General features: G+C 44.5%; 3 protein-coding genes and 1 pseudogene. All 4 read left to right on the plus strand.

The window, feature by feature from the left end:
• Window positions 1-239: pseudogene (locus RWJ43_RS06430) on the plus strand (DNA-processing protein DprA); the annotation flags it as partial.
• A 17-nt stretch (window positions 240-256) separates the two neighbouring features.
• Window positions 257-1591, plus strand: coding sequence for a methylenetetrahydrofolate--tRNA-(uracil(54)-C(5))-methyltransferase (FADH(2)-oxidizing) TrmFO (gene trmFO, locus RWJ43_RS06435; RefSeq protein ID WP_314009078.1), 1335 nt, complete (start codon window positions 257-259; stop codon window positions 1589-1591).
• Window position 1592: 1 nt separating this feature from the next.
• Window positions 1593-2510: a site-specific tyrosine recombinase/integron integrase gene (gene xerA, locus RWJ43_RS06440; RefSeq protein WP_314009080.1), complete on the plus strand. Its 918-nt coding sequence runs from the start codon at window positions 1593-1595 to the stop codon at window positions 2508-2510.
• Between the two features lie 271 nt (window positions 2511-2781).
• Window positions 2782-3452, plus strand: a 671-nt coding sequence (gene rpsB / locus RWJ43_RS06445) for a 30S ribosomal protein S2 (protein WP_314009082.1), incomplete at its 3' end; no start/stop codon positions are given.

Consider the following 3452-nt stretch of genomic DNA (forward strand, 5'->3'; position numbering starts at 1 on the left):
CAATTTCATTAGATTTTGATTGCCTAGTTCAGGAACAAATAAAGCAAGATAAGAAGCTAACACCACTTTTATCGGCACTTATTGCTTCTCCTTCAAGACCAGAAGAGCTTGCATGGAGGCTATCAGAAAACGTACTTACCGTGTTAAATTCTCTTACTGATTATGAAGCTCGTGGAATGGTAAAAAGATTACCAGATGGAAGGTATACTCCTTCTAAAGAGTTTTATTTGGATTCGTAGTGTGTGATAGGTGAACAATGACACAAAAAGTTACTGTAGTTGGCGCTGGTTTAGCTGGAAGCGAATGTGCTTTACAGCTTGCTTCACGTGGTGTTTCTGTAGAGCTCATTGAGCAGCGCCCTGTTGTTTCTTCTCCAGCACACCACACAGATATGTTTGCTGAGCTGGTCTGTTCCAACTCTCTGAAGTCCACTAAGGAAGATTCTGCAGCTGGAATTTTAAAGTCTGAGCTTAAAAAGATGGGTAGTTTTCTGCTCCGTATAGCAGAAGAAAACTCTGTTCCCGCAGGCGGCGCTCTTGCGGTTAATAGAGAAGATTTTTCAAAGGCTGTTACTGAGCAGATCAGAAATCATCCAAACATCTCGGTAACTCATGCAGAGGTCACGGAGTTATCTGATGAGTCAACAGTTATTGCTGCAGGACCACTGTGCTCAGATAGCTTGTACGAAGCAATTTCTAAGCGTGTTGGAACTAACAGAATGTCGTTTTTTGATGCAGCAGCGCCTATTGTGTCTTATGAATCAATTGACCATTCAATTGCATTCTCTCAATCTCGTTATGAGGACTTGGGAATTGGTGATTACCTCAATTGCCCCATGAATAAAGAGGAATACGACACATTTGTTGATGAGTTACTTTCAGCTAAACGTGTTATTGGCCACGATTTTGAGCAGTCTGATTTGTTCCAAGCTTGTCAGCCTATTGAGGAAGTGGCAAGAACAGGACATGATTCCATTAGATTTGGCGCTTTGAAGCCAGTAGGACTTATTGACCCCAGAACGGGTAAACGCCCCTGGGCAGCAGTTCAGCTTCGTGCAGAAAATGCAGCTAAAACAGCATTTAATTTGGTTGGTTTTCAGACAAATCTTACCTGGGGAGAACAAAAGCGCGTATTTACCCTCATCCCAGGGTTGGAAAACGCTGAGTTTGTTCGCTACGGCGTCATGCACAGAAACTCTTTTGTTGACTCTCCTCATGCGCTTGACGGCTCATTTGGAATTCCGGGAACTTCTACTATTCTTGCAGGTCAAATAACGGGTACAGAAGGCTATGTTGAGGCTATAGCATCTGGATTGCTTGCTGCGCTTAACTTGTACGCTCGTTTGTTGAACAAAGAGGAAGTCAGGCTTCCTTCGACCACTTCGTTTGGCTCTCTTGTAGGTTATGCGACAAACCCAAACACCAAAGATTATCAGCCCATGCATGTTAACTTTGGAATTTTTGAGCCACTGGACGAGCATATCAAAAGAAAAGACGAACGTCGTCAAAAGATGGCAGAGCGTGCTCATAAAGACTTTGATGACTACATCTCTTCTCGTCAGGATCTTTTTGATTGCATGAAGTGTGATTAACGTGGCTATTTCAAAAGAGCAGGGTAGTCATGTTGAACAATTTATTGAGTATCTAAGTAAGGTCAGGAATCTTTCCGAGAATACCCTAAGGTCATATCAGACTGATCTTTTGGCATTTGAGCAGTGGTGTAGTAGGGAAGGTATTGCCGTAACTCGGGTTGATCACAGAAGCCTTCGTCTCTATTTGGCCTATCTCAAACAGGCTCAATATTCAGCAAAAACACTAAATAGGCATTTATCTGCGTTGCGTGGTTTTTACAAATGGATGCAGCGAGAAAAACTGATTGCCACAGACCCAGCTCTTTCACTGAGCAATCCTCGAGCGCCACGAAATCTTCCACACACTATGACTGATTCCGATGTAAATAGGCTTTTAGAATCATGTGATGTTTCAACCGCGGTAGGGCTTAGAGATAGAGCATTTCTTGAGTTTTTGTATGCAACAGGAGCTCGTATTTCTGAGGTAGCGTCTCTCAAGCTTGAACAGGTTGATTTGCAAAATGGAACAGTGCGACTCTTCGGTAAAGGCTCTAAAGAGCGAATTGTTCCTCTCTATGAGTCAGCTATCGAGTGGCTTAAAAAGTACATAAGTTCTTCTCGACCTACGCTTTTGTTGAAAGATAAAGCGGGCCATGCACATTCGGCTCTTTTTATTTCCGTAAGAGGAAATACTATGAGCGCGGATTCTTTGCGCAAGGTTTTTTCGTCGTATCTAACGGCTGCAGGGCTAGACAGCTCACTCTCGCCACATGCTATGAGACATACATACGCCACTGAACTTCTTGGTGGTGGAGCAGATCTTCGTGTTGTACAGGAACTTTTAGGTCATGAATCACTTTCAACTACACAGGTGTATACGCATTTGTCAGTTGACAGGCTCAAAGAAGCAGCAAAAGCAGCTCATCCAAGATCAAAATAAGCTGAGCGTTGTTGCGAAATATCTTACGCAAAGAAGTTTGATGCATCTACGCAGTATTTGTAGAGGTTATGGTCTAAATTCTTTATAGACGTAGCCCTTGTTTTCCTGCTATACTTTCAAAAGTTGTGTAGAAGCACAACATGCTGTTACCAAACAGCACAAAATCGCACGTACGACTACTTGTTTGCCGTGGTGCCTAACGCTAAGCCAGGTGTTGGGTGGTTTTAACAAGGCTTGAACTCGTACGGAGGAACAACCAATGGAGGTAAAAATGGCTGCAAAGATTACTATTCAGACTCTTCTGGATGCTGGTTGCCACTATGGTCACCAGACTCGTCGTTGGAACCCTAAGATGAAGCCATACATCTTTGGTGAGCGCAACGGCATTTACATTCTTGACCTTAAGCAGACGATGCTTGGCGCAGACGCTGCTTACACTTTCCTGAAGAATGTTGCATCTAAGGGTGGCCGCGTTCTCTTCGTCGGCACCAAGAAGCAGGCTCAGGAGCCAATCGCTACTGAGGCAGCTCGTGCAAACATGCCTTACATCAACCAGCGTTGGCTTGGCGGTATGCTCACCAACTTTGTCACCATGCGTTCCCGCATCAAGCGCCTTGAGGAGCTTGAGGCAATGGTAGAGGATGGCCGTATGGCAACTCTTCCTAAGAAGGAGCAGGCTCTTAAGAACAAGGAGCTTCTGAAGCTTCAGCTTAACCTCGGTGGCGTCCGTGATATGACATCTCTTCCACAGGCTCTCTTTGTTGTTGATTCCAAGCGTGAAGAGAACGCAATCCGTGAGGCAAACCGTCTTCACATTCCAGTTGTCTCCCTGCTTGACACCAACTCTGATCCAGATGTTGTTGATTACGGCATTCCTGCAAATGACGATGCTATTCGTTCCATTTCTCTTATGTGCCAGCTTGCTGCAGACGCAATTCTTGC

Origin of the sequence: Lancefieldella parvula (genome assembly GCF_963530955.1) — a bacterium.
GTDB lineage: Bacteria > Actinomycetota > Coriobacteriia > Coriobacteriales > Atopobiaceae > Lancefieldella > Lancefieldella parvula_A.

Coding starts and splice junctions, on each gene's coding strand:
- trmFO (WP_314009078.1), top strand. CDS start 257: ATGACACAAAAAGTTACTGTAGTTGGCGCTGGTTTAGCTGGAAGCGAA.